This is a genomic window from Streptomyces sp. NBC_00400, from assembly GCF_036048035.1.
GTDB lineage: Bacteria > Actinomycetota > Actinomycetes > Streptomycetales > Streptomycetaceae > Streptomyces.
The window spans coordinates 5,670,144-5,687,263 of the sequence record NZ_CP107940.1; the positions used below are offsets into that span (position 1 = coordinate 5,670,144).

Here is a 17,120-nt window from a genome sequence, read left to right on the forward strand (position 1 = left end):
CGAACCCCTGAGCACACACCTCTCGGTCCGCCGAGGGAGGCCGCTCGTCCACTCGGATTCCACGGGCCCCATCCCGAGCCCGTGTGAGCGGCTGGCATCAGAGGATCCGTTCCTAGCGAAAGAGAGTTCCGCGTGTACGCGATCGTGCGCACCGGCGGACGCCAGCAGAAGGTTGCTGTTGGCGACGTCATCGAGGTTGACCGCATTTCCACCAGCAAGGTCGGCGACACCGTCGAGCTCTCCACGCTGCTGGTTGTCGACGGCGACTCGGTCACCAGCGACCCGTGGGTCCTGGCCGGCGTGAAGGTCCAGGGCGAGGTCGTCGACCACCACAAGGGCGACAAGATCCGGATCCAGAAGTACAAGAACAAGACCGGTTACAAGAAGCGGATCGGCCACCGCCAGCTCCACACGGCGCTGAAGATCACCGGCATCGACGCTCCGGCGAAGTAAGGGACTGAGGAGACATGGCACATAAGAAGGGCGCATCGTCCACTCGGAACGGTCGCGATTCCAATGCTCAGCGGCTCGGCGTGAAGCGCTTCGGCGGTCAGGCCGTCCTCGCCGGTGAGATCCTGGTCCGCCAGCGTGGCACCCACTTCCACCCGGGCACGGGCGTCGGCCGCGGCGGCGACGACACCCTGTTCGCGCTGGCTGCCGGTGCGGTGCAGTTCGGCACCCACCGTGGCCGCAAGGTCGTGAACATCGTTCCGGTCGCCGAGTAATTCCGGCCTGACCGAGCGATAGCTCAGCATCAGCATCACTCAGGGGCGGACCGCCTTCTCCCGCGCGAGCGGGAAGGCCGGTCCGCCCCTGCGTGTTAGTACAGAGACATGCGCGCTGCACCTCGACATGCGCGCAGTACAGCGACATACCCGTAGTTATCTGGAGGCACCCCCACCATGACCACCTTCGTGGACCGCGTCGAGCTGCACGTCGCCGCGGGTAACGGAGGCCACGGCGTGGCCTCCGTGATGCGGGAGAAGTTCAAGCCGCTGGGCGGCCCGGACGGCGGCAACGGCGGCCGTGGCGGTGACGTGATCCTGGTCGTCGACCAGGACGTCACCACCCTTCTCGACTACCACCACCACCCGCACCGCAAGGCCACCAACGGCCAGCCGGGCGCGGGCGACAACCGCTCCGGCAAGAACGGCCAGGACCTGGTCCTGCCGGTCCCCGACGGCACCGTCGTCCTGGACCGCGCGGGCAATGTGCTCGCCGACCTCGTCGGCCAGGGCACCACCTTCGTCGCCGGCCAGGGCGGCCGCGGCGGCCTCGGCAACGCCGCGCTGGCCTCCGCCCGCCGCAAGGCCCCCGGTTTCGCGCTGCTCGGCGAGCCCGGTGAGGCCCGCGACATCGTGCTGGAGCTCAAGACCGTCGCGGACGTCGCGCTGGTGGGCTACCCGAGCGCCGGCAAGTCCTCGCTGATCTCGGTGCTCTCCGCCGCCAAGCCCAAGATCGCCGACTACCCCTTCACCACCCTGGTGCCCAACCTCGGTGTGGTGACGGCCGGTTCGACCGTCTACACCATCGCCGACGTCCCCGGCCTGATCCCCGGCGCGAGCCAGGGCAAGGGCCTGGGCCTGGAGTTCCTGCGGCACGTCGAGCGCTGCGAGGTGCTGGTGCACGTCCTGGACACCGCGACCCTGGAGTCCGACCGCGACCCGGTCTCCGACCTCGACATCATCGAGGAGGAGCTGACGCAGTACGGCGGCCTGGACAACCGGCCCCGGATGGTCGTCCTCAACAAGATCGACGTCCCGGACGGCAAGGACCTCGCCGACCTGGTCCGCCCCGACCTGGAGGAGCGCGGCTACCGCGTGTTCGAGGTCTCCGCGGCCGCCCACACGGGCCTGAAGGAGCTGTCGTTCGCACTCGCCGACGTCGTCTCCAAGGCCCGCGCCGCCAAGCCCGTGCAGGAGGCCACCCGTATCGTCATCCGGCCCCAGGCCGTCGACGACGCCGGCTTCACGGTCACCGAAGAGGGCGAGAACTTCTTCCGCGTGCGCGGTGAGAAGCCCGAACGCTGGGTCCGCCAGACCGACTTCAACAACGACGAGGCCGTCGGCTACCTCGCCGACCGTCTCAACCGTCTCGGTGTCGAGGACGCCCTGCGCAAGGCGGGCGCGCACGCGGGCGACGGCATCGCCATCGGCCCCGAGGACAATGCGGTCGTCTTCGACTGGGAGCCGATGATGGCGGCCGGCGCGGAGATGCTGGGACGGCGCGGCGAGGACCACCGTATGGAAGCGCCCCGGCCCGCTGCACAGCGCCGCAGGGACCGGGACGTGGCACGGGACGAGGCCGACCAGGAGTACGACGGCTTCCGGCCCTTCTGAGGCCGCCGGGCGGACCGCCCTGGCACCACCGCCGGGCGGACCGCCCTGGCGCCGCGGCCACGGCAACGGCCACAGCAACGGGGAAGGCCCCCGGGAGTTCTCCTCCCGGGGGCCTTCCCCGTTGTCCGTGGTCCCGCGCCGCGGCCGAAGCCGTGAGCGGCCCGCTGCGGCCTAGACGGCGGCCGTGGTGTCCGAGGCGCCGCTGGCCTCGTGCCCGGCCGTCTCGGAGGCGTCCACGTCCTCCTGCGAGCGCTGGCCGGGGATACCGGACAGCCGGTTCTCCATCCGGATGCGCCGCTCGTCGGCCTTCGCGGCCAGGTCCAGCGCGGCCTGGTTGAAGCGGACCGACGACGGCGGGTCCGACGGGCCCAGCAGGTGCTCCTTGAGCTCGGCCCGCTCCGCGGCCAGGGTGTCCTGCTCCGGGTCGCGGACCGCGTCGAGGAGGCCGGCCACCTCGTGCGCGCCGGGGGTGAGGATCGTCGCGGCCCGCACCGTCGGGAAGTTCGCCCGGAAGTCGTCCTCGCTCATCCCCGAGGTGTTGGCGACCGCGTACGGCTTCTCGCTGCTCAGGTAGTCGGAGACCACGCTGGAGACATCGCTGATCAGCACATCGGCCTGGTTGAAGCAGCTGAAGATGCCGGGGCGGGCGGTGGTGATGACGCGGTGCTCCCACCGGGGGAAGGAGTTCCAGTACGCCGCCTCCCAGGCGGTGACGGCCGCTTCGACGGCGGCGGCGCGGCCCTCCTCGGGGGTGCCCTGCAGCCCCATCCGCTCCAGCTCGTCCGCGCTCTTGCGGAACGCGGAGGTGGTCAGCGCATTGAGCTCTTCGGCGCGGCGGGCCAGCTCGGCGGCGGCCTCCGGGCCGGGCCGCTCCCCGCTGCGCCGGGTGTTCGCCTCCGTGATCATCGCCTGGATGCGGGTGTTGGCGGCGCCCGCACGCGGGTCCACGGAACCGGTCATCGGGTGCGGCTTGTACAGCAGCTGCACGTTCTCGTCGGCGAGCAGTTCGCGGACGATGTTCTCGCCCGCCAGGATCACCGAGGTGTTGCCCGGGTTGCCGTCCCAGCCCTCCCAGGTCGGGGCGTACAGCACGGTCGTCATCCGGCCGGCCGGGGCGCCCGTGTACGGCTGGATCGGGGCCAGCTGGGGGCGGCCGACCTCGATGACGTCCTTGTCCTCGACGCCGATGTCGGCGAGCTGGTAGCGGTCACGGGCCGCCGGGCCCGCCACCCACACCTCGTCGTACGCCTTGGCGTACGGGTTGCAGGAGGACAGCTTGTCGCTCTCGCCGTGGTTGGTGAAGGCGTGCTTGATGGAGGGGATGCGCAGGATCTGCGAGGTCTTGCCGGAGTTCGCCGGGTGCAGCAGGACCTTGAGCGTGGAGTGCTCCAGACGCATCAGGTTGGCGACCTTGGGGATGCAGACGATCGGTACGTCCGTGGCCTCGATCTTCTGCACCATGAAGCGCTCACGGAGCACGATGATCGGGTTGCCGTCCAGGGAGGCCAGGGTGCTCAGCCACATGTTGGCCTGGTAGGCGGAGGAGGAACCGCCGGAGAAGTACATGCCGACCGTCGGCCGGTACGCGGCCAGCCAGTCGTCCAGCCACGCCAGGGCCTGCTTCTCGCTCGCCACCCGCTTCTTGGGCAGCAGCCAGGTGCCCAGGTAGAGGGTGCCGCCGGCGGACAGGGCCAGGGAGACGGCGAGGCCGATGCCGCCCCAGTACGCGTCGGTGGTGATCGAGGTGAGCATCATGCCGACCGTGGTGGGCACGGAGAAGCGCAGCAGCCGCCGGCCCGTCTGGCGGGAGAGGATGCGCGGCGGGGCGTCGCACAGCCGCAGCGCGCTCGCATCGATGTTGCGGGTCACGAACGGCAGGCTGCGGGTCCTGCGGACCAGCACCGCGACCGCCTGGCACACGAAGTGGGTGCCGTAGAAGAGGAGCAGCGTGATGGTGAGCGGCGCCTGCTCCTCGAGCGGGTTGATGCCGTCGATGTGCAGCAGGCCGACCAGTATCAGCATGTCGCGCAGCAACTGGCGCACCGTGACATCGAACCGGATCCGGCCGAGCACCGCGAGCAGGCCGGGCTGCTTGTGCTGGAGGACCAGGTCGAGACCCAGGTTGACCACGGATGCGGCGATGAACAGCGGGATGACGGGCAGCAGCGCACCGACCAACTGGGCGGTGAACGCGACCATCATCGCGAAGAGTGCCGCGAGCTGGACGGCTCGGCGGGGGGCGATTCCGGCGGAAGGCACGGGGGAGGGCTCCTGGCAGCACGAAAGGTCAAAGGGGAGGCCGAGGGGGGCGGCCGGGTCCCGCGCTGCGACACCGCCGGAGCGGCGAAACGGGACCGATGGACACCCGACCGTATGACCTTGTTGGCCTTGGTGACAATCTGCTGTGGCTCTCATCACCGCGAAAGCGGACCAATCGAACGCAACCTCCTGGCCTCGGCTTCCCTCTTAAGGAAAACCGCGCGGGCGGGGAAAGGCACGGAAGCAAGGCCCGGCATTTCGGCCCCTATTCTGCGCCCTTTGCCGGGCGCCGGGTCCGGCCCCTCCCCGTCCGCAGGGCGTCCGCCAGGCAATATCACGAAGCGCCCGGGGTCCGCTCTGCCGTAGATTGCGCCCGTAGGGCCGTGGTGCGGGTCGGGCAGCAATCCCCCGTACGGCGGTGGGATCGGCGAGCACAGGGGTATGCAGGTGGCAGGCGCAAGGCAGGACGTGAAGGACGCTCGCCGGATTGTGGTGAAGGTCGGCTCGTCCTCGCTGACCACGGCCGCCGGGGGACTGGACGCGGACCGCGTGGACGCGCTGGTGGATGTGCTGGCCAAGCACCAGGACAAGGAGATCGTGCTGGTCTCCTCCGGAGCCATCGCGGCCGGGCTGGCGCCCCTGGGGCTGGAGCGGCGGCCCCGCGACCTGGCCCGGCAGCAGGCCGCCGCCAGCGTCGGCCAGGGCCTGCTGGTCGCCCGCTACACCGCGTCCTTCGCCCGTTACGGCCGCCGGGTCGGCCAGGTCCTGCTGACCTCCGACGACACCAGCCGCCGGGCCCACTACCGCAACGCCTACCGGACCCTCGACCAGTTGCTGGCCATGGGCGCCGTACCGATCGTCAACGAGAACGACACCGTCGCCACCGACGAGATCCGGTTCGGCGACAACGACCGGCTGGCGGCCCTGGTCGCCCATCTCGTCCGCGCCGACCTGCTCATCCTGCTCTCGGACGTGGACGGCCTCTACGACGGCGACCCGTCCGCTCCGGGTACCTCCCGGATAGCGGAGGTCACCGGCCCCGCGGACCTGGAGGGCGTCTCCATCGGCAGCGCGGGCAAGGCCGGGGTCGGCACCGGCGGCATGGTCACCAAGGTCGAGGCGGCCCGGATCGCGGCCGCGGCCGGCATCCCCGTCGTCCTGACCTCCGCCGTGCACGCCGCGGACGCCCTGTCCGGCGGCTCGACCGGCACCCACTTCCTGCGCACCGGCCGCCGCTCCGCCGACCGGCTGCTGTGGCTCGCGCACGCCTCCACACCGCGCGGCGCCCTCGTCCTCGACGACGGCGCCGTACGGGCCGTCGTCGAACGGCGCTCCTCGCTGCTGCCGGCCGGCATCGCCTCCGTGGACGGCGAGTTCTCCGCCGGTGACCCGGTCGAGCTGCGGGACGCCGGGGGCCGCGCGGTCGCCCGCGGGCTCGTCAATTTCGATGCCCGGGAAATCCCCCGTTTGATGGGGCGTTCGACCCGCGATCTCGCCCGCGAGCTGGGCCCCGCCTATGAGCGGGAGGTCGTGCACCGCGACGATCTGGTGCTGCTGCACCCCTGAGGCCGCGCTCCGGCGCCCTCGGCCGAGGGTCGTCACGCTCCGTGAACCCCTCCCACCACGCGGTGCGGAGACCGGCCTTTCCGTGGAGACCTTGGGGAAAACGCCCCCGCGACGGGCCGCGGGCTGGTCAACTTTGTTGCGGGGACGCCGTGGGGGAGCGGCGCCCGCAGCGCGCGAGCGCACCCGCCGACGTACGAGGCTCCGCACCCCCGAGGGCGGAGCGATTCGCATCACAGGAGGCCGCCGGTGAGACGAGGGCGCTCAGGGGCGCTGCCCCGAGGGACGGCGGAGCGCACGCTGACCAGCGTCGGAACCGGCGAGGACACCGGCCGGCCGGACGAGCGGGGTGCACAGCGGGACGGGGCGGCACAGCGTGGACCGGACGCCGGGCAGCGCGAGACGTCCCGGCTGTGGCACATCACCCTCAGCGTCTCGGGCGCCGAGGCCCCGCTGAAGGAGGTCCGGCGGGCACTGGAACAGCTCGCCCACGACCATCCCTTCCTGCTGACCAGCCGCTACGCCAACGACCACGCCGAGATCCGCTACTGGGAGGAGGCGCGGGACCTGCACGACGCCGCGGCGGTCGCGCTGCGGCTGTGGGGCGAGCACCGCTCGACGGCCAAGCTGCCGCCGTGGGAGATCGTCGGCCTGGAGGTCATCGACCGCGAGACCTATCACCAGCGGGTAGCGGAGGGTTACGGTCCGCCCCCGGCCTCCCCGGTCGGTGTCCACCCCTTCTGACCCTCGGTCGTCCGCGTCCCGCGCTGTGAGATACGGCGTGGCCGCGGCCCGCCGCCCCGTTAGGCTGCGGCCATGACCAGCAGCGCATCGCACTCCTCGCCTGTCCTCGAGACCGCCCGCCGCGCGCGGGAGGCCGCCGCCGTCCTGGCGCCGCAGCCGCGTACGGCCCGTGACGCAGCGCTGCTCGCCATCGCCGACGCCCTGGTGGAGCGGACCGACACGATCGTCGCCGCCAACGCCGAGGACATCGCCAAGGCGCGGGCGGCCGGCACCGCCGAGTCGATCGTGGACCGGCTCACCCTCACCCCCGAGCGGATCGCGGCCATCGCCGCGGACGTCCGCCAGGTCGTGGCGCTGCCCGACCCGGTGGGTGAGGTGGTGCGCGGCTCGACCCTGCCCAACGGCCTCGACCTGCGGCAGGTCCGGGTCCCGCTCGGGGTGATCGGCATCATCTACGAGGCCCGGCCCAATGTGACGGTGGACGCCGCCGCCCTGTGCCTGAAGTCCGGCAACGCGGTGCTGCTGCGCGGCTCGTCCTCCGCGTACGCCTCCAACAGCGCCCTGGTGGACGTGCTGCGCGACGCCGTACAGAGCACCGGGCTGCCCGCCGACGCGGTGCAGCTGGTGCCCGGCGAGAGCCGCGACTCGGTGCGCGAGCTGATGCGCGCCCGCGGCCTGGTCGATGTGCTGATCCCGCGCGGCGGCGCCTCCCTGATCCGTACGGTCGTCGAGGAGTCCACGGTCCCGGTGATCGAGACCGGCACCGGCAACTGCCACGTCTACGTCGACGAGGCCGCCGACCTCGACATGGCCCTCGACATCCTGGTCAATTCCAAGGCCCAGCGGCCCAGCGTCTGCAACGCCGCCGAGACGGTGCTGGTGCACGCCGGGATCGCCGAGAAGTTCCTGCCGCGCGCCCTGGAGGCACTGACCCAGGCCGGGGTGATCGTGCACGGCGACGCCGCCTGGCAGCAGGCGGGCCCCGGGCTGGTCGCCCCCGCCACCGACGAGGACTGGGCGACGGAGTACCTGTCGTACGACATCGCGGCCGCCGTGGTGCCCGACCTGGACGCCGCGGTGGCCCACATCCGGCGCTGGACCTCCGGTCACACCGAGGCGATCGTCACCACGTCGCAGGCCGCCGCCCGGCGCTTCACCCAGTTGGTGGATTCCACCACCGTCGCGGTCAACGCCTCGACCCGTTTCACCGACGGCGGCCAGTTCGGCTTCGGCGCGGAGATCGGCATCTCGACGCAGAAGCTGCACGCCCGCGGCCCGATGGGACTGCCCGAGCTGACCTCCACCAAGTACATCCTCACCGGAGACGGCCACACCCGCTGAAGCGTCCCCCGGATTCCCCGTTCTCTCTGCCCAAAATGAGCGCCCGGGGCTAACCTGGACGGGTGCCGGACGACGTGGGGGGCAAGCCGTTCCCGGACGGTGAAGAGCCCGACGAGCACCACCACGGGAGCCACGGAAAAGCGGACGAAGAATTCGCCTCCGTGGTCTTCGACGAGGAATTCGTCCGGTCCGCGCAGATTCACGAACCGTCGGCGGTCGAGCGGATGCTGGCCGCCGCCGAGGCGCGCGCGGAGGCCGAGGCGGCCCGCTCCGGACCGGGCTTCGGCCCCGAGGGCGACGACCCGGACGAGACCGGCCTGCGCAGCCGGCGCCGCGTCCGGGGGAGCGACGACTTCGACGGGTACACCGACTACGCCGAGTACGAGGACGACGGTGAGTTCGGCGACTACCCGCCCTACGGTCCGTACGGCCCCTACGGCGGGGCGCTGCGCCCCTACCGCAGCAGTACCCGCTGGCACCGGCCGGTCGCCTGGGTGCTGGCCGTGGTGATGGGCATCGGACTGGTCGCGCTGGCCTTCAGCGCCGTCTACCGCGGCTCCTCGGGACGGACCCAGAGCCCCGCACCGGCGCCCACGTCCAGCGGCGTGGACGCCCCCGCCACAGGTGTCGTGGACAGCGTCCGCACGGCGCGCCCCGGCCTGCCGTCGGCCGAGCCGCTGCGCCCCTCGTTCCCGGCGGTGCCCAAGCCGCACTGACGCGGTGGCGCCGTGCCCGCAAAACGGGTTTTCGAAACGGAATCCCGTCACGAAGTTGCCCGCCGCCCCGGCGTTTACCTTCGCCCCGGCAGACCTACTCTTGTTGTATGACCGGGCCTGGGGACCCTCCCGAAGGGACGCCCAACGGCGCCCCGGGAGGCGGTGAGGACGAATACCGATCCGTCGTCTTCGACGAATCGTTTGTCCGTGCTGCACGACTGCAGGAATTCTCGGCGGACGAGCGGCTGGGCGAGCACCATTCGCCGGCCGTCAAAACCCGGCACGCCTGGATGCGGCTGGGCGGCTCACGGCAGGCCGTCCTGCTGGTGCTGCTGATCGTCCTCGCCTTCGGCACCGCCGTCTACATGGGCGTACGCCATCCGTACAAAACCCCGGAGACGGTCCGGGCGCAGCCGCTGCGGTCCGCGGTGGTGCCGCTCGCGCCGGCCGGGAAGGTACCCGGAGCGACGCCGGGGGACCTCTTCGCCCACAGCCCCGCGGCCAATTACCGAATCGGCGCAGCAGGCGTCAATCTGCCCGCCGTCACCCGGACCGAGCACTTCTCCGACGGCCAGATCGTCGCCGCCCTGACCGTCGCGAAGGACTACCTCGTCCGGTCCTCGCTGGACCCGCAGACCCTCACCGGCGGGTCCGTACGGCCGGTGCGGCTGCTGCTCGACACCGGACAACTCGACCAGTTCGACCGCAGCCTGGCGCGCCCCGATGACAACGGCCACGACGCGGCGACCGGGTGGCTGATCCGTTTCGACCCCCGGCAGACCCGGCTCGCCGACCGGAACGTCCGGGTCAACGGCACGCTGGCCGCATCGGAGTTGAGCCCGGACGCGCTCGACGTCACCGCCGACTACACCTTCGTCTACGCCGTCCGGCCCGCCCCCGGCGCGCCGGACAACGCCCCGGGCCAGGGCGTCGGCAAGCCCACCCCGGGCGCCGCCTCGCTGGTCACCGTCCGGCGTGAGGTGCACTTCCGGCTGAGCCGGGAGAACCTCAACGACCACCGCCTGGAGGTCGTGCAGAGCAGCCTGCAGGCCGGGCCGCTGGCCTGCTCCTCGCGGCCCGCCGACGCGCTGCGCCCGCTGTTCGCGGGACAGCACGCCGGCCAGGACCGGCCCCGGGGTACCGACCCCTACGCCAGGGACCGCGCCAACCCCTCGCTCTGCGGTGAGCTGGCGCCCTCCGCCCAGCCGAAGCCGAGCCGTCCGCTGCGTTAAGAGGCCTCCGGGCGGTCGGATCCCCCCGAGCCGTTGCTGCCGTTGCCGCCGCCCGGGCCGTCGGAGCGCCCGCCGCCACGGAAGACCGTGTCGCGCAGCTTGCCGCCCAGATCGCCCGCACCGCCCGCGATATCGCGCACCAGGCCCATCAGCGGGTCCTTGCTGTTGCGCACCGAGTCGGCGTAGTGGGCCGCGGAGTCCCGGAACGAGTCGGAGACCGAGGTGTCCTTGTCCTCGTCCCGGCGCGGGTAGTGGCCGTCCATGATCCGCTGGTAGTCGCGGCTGGCCGCCCACTTCTTCAGCTCGGCCGCCCGTACGGTCGTGAACGGGTGGCTGCGCGGCAGCAGGTTGAGGATCTTCAGCACGGAGTCGCGCAGATCGCCACCCGCCTCGTACTCGTCCGCCTGCTTCAGGAAGGCGTCGACGTTCATCTCGTGCAGATGATTGCCGCCGGCCAGCTTCATCAGTCCGCGCATCGAGGCCTGCAGGTCCTGGCCGACCAGCAGCCCGGCGCGGTCGGCGGACAGTTCCGACTTGCGGAACCACTCGCGCAGTGCCGTCACGATCGCCATGATCGCGACATTGCCCAGCGGGATCCAGGCGACCTTCATGGCCAGATTCGTCAGGAACAGCAGAATCGTGCGGTAGACGGCGTGCCCGGACAGCGCATGCCCGACCTCGTGGCCGATGACCGCCCGCATCTCCTCCTCGTCCAGCAGCTCGACCAGACCGGTCGTGACCACGATGATCGGCTCGTCCAGACCGATACACATGGCATTGGGCTGCGGGTCCTGATTGACGTACATCGGCGGGACCTTCTCCAGGTCCAGGATGTAGCAGGCGTCGCGCAGCATGTCGTTGAGGTGCGCGAACTGCTGCTCGCCCACCCGTACCGAGTCCGACAGGAACAGCAGCCGCAGGCTGCGCTCCGGCAACAGGCCGCTGAGCGTCTTGAAGACGGTGTCGAAGCCGCTCAGCTTGCGCAGCGCCACCAGCGCCGAACGGTCCGCCGGGTGCTCGTACGACCGCGACGAGATTCCGGGGAATCGCCGCCGGTCCCGGCTCGGAACGTTCGCGCTGCCGCCTGGGCTCTCCGTCATTGGGGCCTCCCCCTGTTCGACTGCGTGTGTTTCAGACTAGAGGACGCCGCCGACAGGAGAATGGATGCTCGGGCGTACGCTGGCGATCGCACCAATGACCGCACAGGCCCGTACAGATGACCACACGGGCCGTACCCGAGGGAGCGCACCGTCATGCCGTATCCGAGCGTGCTGCTCGCCGCAGCCCAGGAGACCGCCAGGGACGGCGGACCCGGGTGGATCCTGCGCACCGTGATCGTCGTCGGCTTCGTGGGCGCCGGCCTGCTCGCCTGGTTCCTGCTGCGCGGCTACGGCCAGGACTGACCTCCCGCGCACGGCCCGGACGCCTCCGGGCGGAGTCGCCGTGAGCCCGCGGTGAGGCGGCGCTTACGATGTGGTGGAAGTCTCTGCCCGACCCCAGCCCGGATTGGTCCTGCTGACGATGAGCCTGCACACCACCGCACAGCCCCTGGTTTCCCTCGCCGCCGAGGGCGGTCACGCCAGCCTCAGCCCCTTCGTGACCGGCGGCGGCGCCCTGTTTGTCCTGCTCCTCCTGCTCTGGATCACCACCCGCTTCAACCGGGACCGCTGAGCCCGGCACCCGGCCCCCGGCATCGCGCACAGCCCAGTAGGGTCTGCACGCATGGGAGAGCACACAGGGCCCGTGAAGCGGCGACTCGGAGTGATGGGCGGCACGTTCGACCCGATCCATCACGGACACCTGGTCGCCGCCAGCGAGGTGGCCAGCCAGTTCCACCTCGACGAGGTCATCTTCGTGCCGACGGGACAGCCGTGGCAGAAGAGCCACAAGAAGGTGTCCCCGGCCGAGGACCGGTATCTGATGACGGTCATCGCGACCGCGTCGAATCCGCAGTTCTCCGTCAGCCGCATCGACATCGACCGCGGCGGCAAGACGTACACCATAGACACGCTGCGTGACCTGCGGACGGAGCACCGTGACGCGGATCTGTTCTTCATCACCGGCGCCGATGCGCTCAGCCAGATCCTGACCTGGCACGATGCCGCGGAGCTGGTCTCGCTCGCCCACTTCATCGGGGTGACCAGGCCCGGCCATGTCCTCGCGGACCCCGGGCTGCCCGCGGGGGCGGTGTCGCTGGTCGAGGTGCCGGCGCTGTCCATCTCCTCGACCGACTGCCGGGCGCGCGTCGCCCAGGGGGATCCGGTCTGGTACCTGGTGCCGGACGGTGTGGTGCGCTACATCGACAAAAAACAGCTGTACCGCAACGACCGCTGACGGGGCTGACGGAAAGGGGCACCGGTGAGCGACCGACAGGATCCGTACGGGCCGCAGGACCCGTATGCCCACGACCCCTATGGCCAGGAGCAGCAGGGGCATACGAGCTACACCTACGACGCCTACGGGCAGCCGGTGTACCGCGACGCCGCTCAGTCGTCGTACGAGCAGCACTACGACGCTTACGGGCAGCAGCCCGCCCCCTCCGCCTATGAGGGCTATGACCCCTATGGCGGCCACCAGGGCGGCGGCCAGGCCCCGCAGGGGCAGCAGGGCCACCAGGGATACCAGGGATACCAGGGGCACCAGGGGCAGGCGGAGTACGGCTACGACGCGTACGGCCGTCCGCAGGTGCAGGACCGGCCCGGCTATCCGCAGCAGTACGACCCGTACGCCCAGCCCCAGCAACAGCCGCACCAGCAGGAGTGGGTCCCCCAGCAGGCCCAGCAGCCCCCGTACGAGCAGACCTCCTACGCGGACCGGCCCCCCTATGACGAGCCCGCTCCGCAGCGCCAGGACCCGCCGCCCCGGCCGCAGGAGCGGCACCGGGCCCCGGGGGACGACGGCGCCGAGCCGGGCGCCACGGGCGGCGCGCCCGGTTCCCCGGGCGAGGACCCGGAGTACCGCACCGAGCAGTTCTCCTTCATCGAGGAGCCGGACGAGGACTCCGAAGACGTCATCGACTGGCTGAAGTTCACCGAGAGCCGCACCGAGCGGCGCGAGGAGGCCAAACGGCGCGGCCGCAGCCGCATCGTCGCGCTGTCCGTCGTGCTGGCCCTGCTGGCCGCCGGTGGCGTCGGCTATCTGTGGTGGGCGGGCAAGCTCCCCGGCCTGGCCGGTCCCGGCACCGGCCAGGCGGCCGCGGCCGGCGGGCAGAAGCGCGATGTCCTCGTCGTCCATCTGCGGGACACCAAGTCCGGGAACAGCTCGACGGCGCTGCTGGTGGACAACACGACCACCCACAAGGGCACCACCGTCCTCCTGCCCAACAGCCTCGTCGTCCCCAAGGACGACGGCAGCTCCACGACGCTCGGCAAGTCCGTCAAGGACGACGGCACCGAGCCGACCCGGGACTCCCTCAACGGCCTCCTGGGCGCCGACCTCAAGGCCAGCTGGCGGCTGGACACCCCGTATCTGGAGAACCTCGTCGAGACGGTCGGCGGGATCACGCTGGACACTGACGCCACCGTGCCCGGCGCCAAGAAGGGCGACTCCCCGGCCGTCAAACAGGGCAGCGCGCAGGACCTCAATGGCCAGGCCGCCGTCGCCTACGCCACCTACCAGGCGCCGGGCGAGCCCCAGACCCGGCAGCTGCAGCGGTTCGGCCAGGTCATGCAGGCGACCTTGAAGAAGGTCTCCAGCGACGCCGACGGCGCCACGGCCACCGTGAAGTCGCTGCTGCAGGTGCTCGACCCGCCGCTCACCGAGGGCCAGCTGGGCAGCTCGCTGGCGCAGCGGGCGGAGCTGGCGAAGACCGGCGCGTACCGCACGACGCTGCTGCCGGTGCAGGCGAACGGCACGCTCAGCCAGGCCGCAGCGGCGGGTGTGGTCAAGGACGTGCTCGGCGGCACGGTCAAGAAGACCGCCCCCGACGCGGCCGCCCGGGTCGCCGTGCGCAACGCCACCGGCACCACGGGCGCCACCAACAAGGCACAGGTCGCGCTGCTCAACGGCGGCTACAGCTTCGTCGACGCGGGCACCGCGGGCGCGGCCGCCACGTCCCGGGTCACCTACGCGGACACCGCCCAGAAGGCCAAGGCCGCGGAGGTCGCCAAGACCCTGGGCCTGCCGGCGGGCGTGGTCAGGCAGGGCAAGGGCGCCTCGAACGCCGACATCACGGTGGTGCTCGGGCAGGACTACAAGGGCTGACGGGTCACCTGCCCGGTGCCTGCCGGCCTCCACCGGCGGGCACCGGGCGGGCCCCAGCCGCTGTGCCGCCCCTGCCCGGCCACCGTGCTGCCCTGCCCGGACACTGCGCTGACCAGCCCGGACACCGGAACCGACCGACTGGTTCGAAAACCCAGTCGGGAGTGTCGGTGGTCCGTGAGACCCTTGAGGGGTACTTGACCGCCGATCCGGTCGTCCACGGGGACTGCGGCACGCGCCGCGGCTCAGCAGTGAGCCAGCTGCCCCTGCCCGGCCGGAGAGGCTGCCCTCGACCCGGAAAGCCGCTTGTGACCGCCACGGACCGTTCCCTCGAGCTCATCAACGCCGCCGCGCAGGCCGCGGCCGACAAGCTCGCGCACGACATCATCGCGTACGACGTCAGCGACGTCCTCTCGATCACCGACGCCTTCCTGCTGGCCTCGGCGCCCAGCGACCGCCAGGTCAAGTCGATCGTCGACGAGATCGAGGAACGGCTCAACAAGGACCTCGGCGCCAAGCCGGTCCGCCGTGAGGGCGACCGCGAGGCCCGCTGGGTCCTGCTCGACTACGTCGACATCGTGGTGCACGTCCAGCACAGCGAGGAGCGCGTCTTCTACGCGCTCGAGCGCCTGTGGAAGGACTGCCCCGAGATCGACCTCCCCGAGGAGGCCAAGGCCACCCGCGGCAAGGCCGCGGAGCACGCCGAGGCCACGGCGGGCGAGCAGGACGGAGAACTGCTCTGAACGGCACCAAGGGCGGCCGGGGCCGCCGCATCGTCCTCTGGCGCCACGGCCAGACGGCCTGGAACCTGGAGCGCCGCTTCCAGGGATCGACGGACATCGAGCTGACCGAGGAGGGCCGCGGCCAGGCGCGCCGCGCCGCCCGCCTGCTCGCCGCCCTCGGGCCGGACGCCATCATCGCCTCCGACCTGCAGCGGGCCGCGACCACCGCGAGCGAGCTGGCCGCGCTCACCCGGATCGAGGTCACGCACGACGCGGCCCTGCGGGAGACCTACGCGGGCTCCTGGCAGGGGCTGACGCACGACGAGATCCTTGCGCAGTTCCGCGAGCAGTACACCGCGTGGAAGCGTGGTGAGCCGGTGCGGCGCGGTGGCGGCGAACTGGAGACCGAGGTCGCCGACCGGGCCGCCCCCGTCGTGCTCGGCCACGCCGACAAGCTGCCCGACGACGGCACCCTGGTCGTCGTCAGCCACGGCGGCACGATCCGCACCACCATCGGGCGGCTGCTCGGCCTGGAGGCCCACCACTGGGAGGGCCTGGGCGGTCTGTCGAACTGCTGCTGGTCCGTGCTGGGCGAGGGCGCGCGCGGCTGGCGCCTGCTGGAGCACAATGCCGGCACCCTGCCGGAGCCGGTGCTCGGCGACGACGACTGAGCCCGCCGGGCGCCCCCGGCCGACCGGATTTCACATCTGGGCAGGTCGCAGGCTAAAGTTCTTCTTGTTCGCGGCGCCGCCGGGGGAAACCCGGGGGAGCGGAACAAGACCCGGGGCTATAGCTCAGTTGGTAGAGCGCCTGCATGGCATGCAGGAGGTCAGGAGTTCAATTCTCCTTAGCTCCACAGCCCGGAAGATCCCGCCTCCAGACGGAGGCGGGATCTCTGCGTTCTACGGGTTTCTCTGGTGGTGCGGGTTCTCTGGTGGTGCGGGATCTCTGTGTTCTGCGGGTTCTCTGCCCGGCCGGGCCCCGTGGTCAGGGCTCCGTGTGCGCGCTGCCGCTGAGCTCCCACTTCTGCTCCAGCTCCGCGCGGGCCTCCGAAGCGGGCCGCAGATGCTCGGGACAGCCGGTCAACGGGTCGTGGATGCCGCGCAGCACCGCCGTCAGCTCCCGGCTCTCCTCATCGGCCGGCGTGTAGACCACGATCCGGGTCTCCGGGACGCCGCCCACCGCCAGGGACGTCGAGACCAGCCGTATCTCACCGACCGAGGCGTGCCGGATCACCTTCATGCGGTTCCCCGGCGGTGAGACGTCCCCGGCCTCCCACAGGCGCGCGAAATCCGCACTGGTCCGTGAGAGCCGCCCGATCAGCGATTCCCATGCCGGCTCGCCCACATGACGGCCGTACGCCGCACGCAACTGCGCCACGAGGGCGGGGAACTCCTCGTCGCGGTTGACGATCGTGCAGCAGCAGGGCGGCATGGTGAACAGCTGCCAGAGGATGTTGCGCGACGGGCCGCGGGCCGACGCGGTCGTGGGGAAGGCCCCTCGGTAGGCCGCGTTGGCGGCCAGGATGTCGTAGCGGGCGTTGTAGACCACCGCCGGCAGCGGCACCAGCGCCTCGATGATGCCCTGCACCTCCGGGGCGACCGACTGCGCGTCCGCCTCACGGGCGGGGGAGTACGCAACCTCCGCCAGGTGATAGAGATGCTCGCGCTCGGCGTCGTCCAGCCGGAGCGTACGGGCCACGGCGTCCAGTACCTGGCCGCTGGCGTTGATGGGGCGGCCCTGTTCGAGCCAGGTGTACCAGGTCACTCCGACACCGGAGAGCTGGGCGACCTCCTCGCGGCGCAGGCCGGGAGTGCGGCGGCGCAGCCCCGGGGGCATGCCGACGTCCTGAGGGGTCACCCGGGCGCGGCGGCCGCGCAGGAACGCCGCCAGTTCGGGGCGCCGCCGGCCGGCCGGCCGCCGGGACGCGTTCACCATGCTGCTCACACCCCCATCGTCGGGGCAGGCGCGCGGGCCTGCCAGGTGCTGTCGGTACCAGCATCG

At 71.5% G+C, this 17,120-nt stretch carries 17 protein-coding genes and 1 tRNA gene; 15 read left to right on the top strand and 3 right to left on the bottom strand.

Annotated features, from left to right (window positions below; translation table 11 throughout):
• Positions 1 to 132 precede the first annotated feature (132 nt).
• The 3 genes from rplU (at position 133) to obgE (ending at position 2,339) form a co-directional block, all read left to right on the top strand.
• Positions 133 to 453, top strand: a complete 321-nt coding sequence (gene rplU, locus OHS81_RS24735) for a 50S ribosomal protein L21 (protein WP_006605648.1) — start codon at positions 133 to 135, stop codon at positions 451 to 453.
• A 14-nt stretch (positions 454 to 467) separates the two neighbouring features.
• Positions 468 to 725: a 50S ribosomal protein L27 gene (gene rpmA / locus OHS81_RS24740; protein WP_018088248.1), complete on the top strand. Its 258-nt coding sequence runs from the start codon at positions 468 to 470 to the stop codon at positions 723 to 725.
• 177 nt (positions 726 to 902) lie between these two features.
• The gene (gene obgE, locus OHS81_RS24745) at positions 903 to 2,339 is read left to right on the top strand and encodes a GTPase ObgE (protein WP_328386859.1); all 1,437 of its coding nucleotides are present in this window, start codon (positions 903 to 905) and stop codon (positions 2,337 to 2,339) included.
• Between the two features lie 171 nt (positions 2,340 to 2,510).
• Here obgE and OHS81_RS24750 read toward each other — a convergent pair whose 3' ends face one another.
• Complete coding sequence (locus OHS81_RS24750; protein WP_328386860.1) at positions 2,511 to 4,598, bottom strand: hypothetical protein; 2,088 nt, start codon at positions 4,596 to 4,598, stop codon at positions 2,511 to 2,513.
• Between the two features lie 441 nt (positions 4,599 to 5,039).
• Between OHS81_RS24750 and proB the strand changes: the two genes are divergently transcribed.
• The 5 genes from proB (at position 5,040) to OHS81_RS24775 (ending at position 10,194) form a co-directional block, all read left to right on the top strand.
• Positions 5,040 to 6,164: a glutamate 5-kinase gene (gene proB / locus OHS81_RS24755; RefSeq protein WP_328386861.1), complete on the top strand. Its 1,125-nt coding sequence runs from the start codon at positions 5,040 to 5,042 to the stop codon at positions 6,162 to 6,164.
• A gap of 246 nt (positions 6,165 to 6,410) precedes the next feature.
• Complete coding sequence (locus tag OHS81_RS24760) at positions 6,411 to 6,905, top strand: hypothetical protein (RefSeq protein WP_328386862.1); 495 nt, start codon at positions 6,411 to 6,413, stop codon at positions 6,903 to 6,905.
• A gap of 72 nt (positions 6,906 to 6,977) precedes the next feature.
• Positions 6,978 to 8,246 carry a glutamate-5-semialdehyde dehydrogenase gene (locus OHS81_RS24765; protein WP_328386863.1) on the top strand — a complete coding sequence of 423 codons (1,269 nt, stop codon included), beginning with the start codon at positions 6,978 to 6,980 and terminating at the stop codon, positions 8,244 to 8,246.
• Positions 8,247 to 8,308: 62 nt separating this feature from the next.
• Positions 8,309 to 8,962: an SCO2584 family spore wall biosynthesis protein gene (locus tag OHS81_RS24770; RefSeq protein ID WP_328386864.1), complete on the top strand. Its 654-nt coding sequence runs from the start codon at positions 8,309 to 8,311 to the stop codon at positions 8,960 to 8,962.
• A 107-nt stretch (positions 8,963 to 9,069) separates the two neighbouring features.
• A complete protein-coding gene (locus tag OHS81_RS24775; RefSeq protein ID WP_328386865.1) occupies positions 9,070 to 10,194 on the top strand; it encodes an SCO2583 family membrane protein in 1,125 nt (374 codons plus the stop codon).
• Here the strand turns inward: OHS81_RS24775 and OHS81_RS24780 are convergent.
• On the bottom strand, positions 10,191 to 11,294 hold the full coding sequence (locus OHS81_RS24780; RefSeq protein ID WP_328386866.1) for a M48 family metallopeptidase: 1,104 nt from the start codon (positions 11,292 to 11,294) through the stop codon (positions 10,191 to 10,193). The genes OHS81_RS24775 and OHS81_RS24780 overlap by 4 nt on opposite strands.
• 153 nt (positions 11,295 to 11,447) lie before the next feature.
• Here OHS81_RS24780 and OHS81_RS24785 point away from each other — a divergent pair, with 153 nt between their 5' ends.
• From OHS81_RS24785 to OHS81_RS24815, 7 genes are all read left to right on the top strand, one after another.
• The gene (locus OHS81_RS24785) at positions 11,448 to 11,597 is read left to right on the top strand and encodes a hypothetical protein (protein ID WP_164993054.1); all 150 of its coding nucleotides are present in this window, start codon (positions 11,448 to 11,450) and stop codon (positions 11,595 to 11,597) included.
• 118 nt (positions 11,598 to 11,715) lie between these two features.
• Entirely contained in the window at positions 11,716 to 11,865 is a 150-nt protein-coding gene (locus OHS81_RS24790) for a hypothetical protein (RefSeq protein WP_328386867.1), read from the top strand.
• Between the two features lie 51 nt (positions 11,866 to 11,916).
• A complete protein-coding gene (gene nadD / locus OHS81_RS24795) occupies positions 11,917 to 12,528 on the top strand; it encodes a nicotinate-nucleotide adenylyltransferase (protein ID WP_129296438.1) in 612 nt (203 codons plus the stop codon).
• A gap of 24 nt (positions 12,529 to 12,552) precedes the next feature.
• Positions 12,553 to 14,397, top strand: coding sequence for an LCP family protein (locus OHS81_RS24800; protein ID WP_328386868.1), 1,845 nt, complete (start codon positions 12,553 to 12,555; stop codon positions 14,395 to 14,397).
• Between the two features lie 305 nt (positions 14,398 to 14,702).
• Entirely contained in the window at positions 14,703 to 15,137 is a 435-nt protein-coding gene (gene rsfS, locus OHS81_RS24805; protein ID WP_088797625.1) for a ribosome silencing factor, read from the top strand.
• Positions 15,134 to 15,787: a histidine phosphatase family protein gene (locus OHS81_RS24810; RefSeq protein ID WP_328391393.1), complete on the top strand. Its 654-nt coding sequence runs from the start codon at positions 15,134 to 15,136 to the stop codon at positions 15,785 to 15,787. Before rsfS ends, OHS81_RS24810 begins: the two co-directional genes overlap by 4 nt.
• Before the next feature lie 112 nt (positions 15,788 to 15,899).
• Positions 15,900 to 15,972: transfer RNA gene (locus OHS81_RS24815), tRNA-Ala, on the top strand.
• Between the two features lie 131 nt (positions 15,973 to 16,103).
• Here the strand turns inward: OHS81_RS24815 and OHS81_RS24820 are convergent.
• Positions 16,104 to 17,054, bottom strand: a complete 951-nt coding sequence (locus tag OHS81_RS24820) for a helix-turn-helix transcriptional regulator (protein ID WP_328391395.1) — start codon at positions 17,052 to 17,054, stop codon at positions 16,104 to 16,106.
• Between the last annotated feature and the right edge of the window lie 66 nt (positions 17,055 to 17,120).

Bases quoted from the DNA above. Each gene is read 5' to 3' on its own strand.
- rpmA (WP_018088248.1), top strand. From the start codon at position 468: ATGGCACATAAGAAGGGCGCATCGTCCACTCGGAACGGTCGCGATTCC.
- obgE (WP_328386859.1), top strand. From the start codon at position 903: ATGACCACCTTCGTGGACCGCGTCGAGCTGCACGTCGCCGCGGGTAAC.
- proB (WP_328386861.1), top strand. From the start codon at position 5,040: ATGCAGGTGGCAGGCGCAAGGCAGGACGTGAAGGACGCTCGCCGGATT.
- OHS81_RS24765 (WP_328386863.1), top strand. From the start codon at position 6,978: ATGACCAGCAGCGCATCGCACTCCTCGCCTGTCCTCGAGACCGCCCGC.
- OHS81_RS24775 (WP_328386865.1), top strand. From the start codon at position 9,070: ATGACCGGGCCTGGGGACCCTCCCGAAGGGACGCCCAACGGCGCCCCG.
- OHS81_RS24780 (WP_328386866.1), bottom strand. From the start codon at position 11,294: ATGACGGAGAGCCCAGGCGGCAGCGCGAACGTTCCGAGCCGGGACCGG.
- OHS81_RS24785 (WP_164993054.1), top strand. From the start codon at position 11,448: ATGCCGTATCCGAGCGTGCTGCTCGCCGCAGCCCAGGAGACCGCCAGG.
- OHS81_RS24790 (WP_328386867.1), top strand. From the start codon at position 11,716: ATGAGCCTGCACACCACCGCACAGCCCCTGGTTTCCCTCGCCGCCGAG.
- nadD (WP_129296438.1), top strand. From the start codon at position 11,917: ATGGGAGAGCACACAGGGCCCGTGAAGCGGCGACTCGGAGTGATGGGC.
- OHS81_RS24820 (WP_328391395.1), bottom strand. From the start codon at position 17,054: ATGGTGAACGCGTCCCGGCGGCCGGCCGGCCGGCGGCGCCCCGAACTG.